Raw genomic sequence first — 1,325 nt, forward strand, 5'->3', positions numbered from 1 at the left:
ATGGTTGTGAATGATAAATAAAATGATATCAAATGATATAAACTTCACGGTTTATCGGAAACTGCCAGCTACGGCGTGACCTTTGCTGCACTCTGAGGCTATCCTTTCGAGGGCGTCAGAGGCCCCCTTCATGAAGTGACCCTTAACCCACGGCTCGAGAAGTCTCAAGTACCATGCGAGTTTGACTTCCCATACGGTGATCACTTTGCCCCCTTGAACCCTAGTCGTCACGTCGCCCCTAACCGGGCCCTCAGTGTACTCCACCGTGACGTACCTCTCGGCATCATTTATCAGCACGCTCGCCAGCCCTTTATTTAAGGGTCCAGGAAAGGCAAACCTTATGCTAACATAATACCTATGTCCATCGTAGCCCATCACGTTGACTTCCCTGTGCCCCCTCCAGTACCTTGGCATCTGGCCTATGTTAGCCACCGCTTTCCAGGCGCACGCTGAGTCGGAAACTTCCTTGGAGATCGTGAACCCTATGGCCACTGCGGCTCCCCGCTCTAACTTCTGGAGTCTTTCTTATTAGAATGTTAGTTAATATAGCAAAGCTTATTAGGCATACATAGAATACTTGTAATACAGAGGTGACATGTATTATGAGCTCGGAGGGGAACCAGCAGGGGGAGGCCCCGGAAGGCAAAACCCAGCAGAGGGAGAAGGTGTACACCATAAGGGGGCTTGACCCTGACCTCTACGACAGGTTTACGAAGGTTGCAAGGGAGGTGGGGGTCACCGTTGGAGACCTAATGAATATGGCCATGAGTAACCTACTGGTGACTCTCGAGGCCTCTAAGGACGCTGCTCAGAAGGCCTCATCCAAGGTGTCCAAGATAGCTGAGAAACTTAAGGCTGCCCAGTCAGCCGCCATAAAGACGATGGTTAGCGTGGTTGGCGACTTTGACCTCATAAGTGACATAGATGAGCTTACAGTAAGCAAGAACGACCTACTGGCCCTTGATAAACCTGTTGTCTTCTCAAACATCAAGAGGCTGGTGTTCTCGCCCGATGTAGACTGGGATACGATAAATTCAAAGGTGAGGTCCATTAAGGTTGTTAATGAGTTAGTTGTCCCAAAGGGGGTACCCGTGCTTCAGCTCGCCAAGAAGTGTCAGCTTGTCAAGAGGATAGTGGTCCAGGAGTAAGGTTTGACAAAAAGAACGACAAGCCTCGCCCCTTCCAGGGGCGGGGTAAGGCCTTTAAATTTTGGCGGTTTTAAAGTGCTGTGGAATAAGGCGTGTCCCCGCAAGGGGATGCCCGATAAGGGCCCTACATATCCCCGAGTCCCTGGGAGCTGGGAGCGGAGGGCAACCCCCAGTGAG

The 1,325-nt window shown here is 51.2% G+C and carries 2 protein-coding genes; one reads left to right on the forward strand and one right to left on the reverse strand.

Going from position 1 to position 1,325, the window contains the following annotated elements; genetic code table 11:
• Positions 1 to 51: 51 nt before the first annotated feature.
• Positions 52 to 492 (reverse strand): SRPBCC family protein, encoded by a 441-nt coding sequence (locus tag ACP5H1_RS08420; RefSeq protein WP_427974070.1) that lies wholly within the window; start codon positions 490 to 492, stop codon positions 52 to 54.
• A gap of 110 nt (positions 493 to 602) precedes the next feature.
• Here ACP5H1_RS08420 and ACP5H1_RS08425 point away from each other — a divergent pair, with 110 nt between their 5' ends.
• A complete protein-coding gene (locus ACP5H1_RS08425) occupies positions 603 to 1,148 on the forward strand; it encodes a hypothetical protein (protein WP_427974073.1) in 546 nt (181 codons plus the stop codon).
• Positions 1,149 to 1,325: the final 177 nt, after the last annotated feature.

It is taken from the genome of Acidilobus sp. (assembly GCF_049973875.1).
Taxonomy (GTDB): domain Archaea; phylum Thermoproteota; class Thermoprotei_A; order Sulfolobales; family Acidilobaceae; genus Acidilobus.

Bases quoted from the DNA above. Each gene is read 5' to 3' on its own strand.
- ACP5H1_RS08425 (WP_427974073.1), top strand. From the start codon at position 603: ATGAGCTCGGAGGGGAACCAGCAGGGGGAGGCCCCGGAAGGCAAAACC.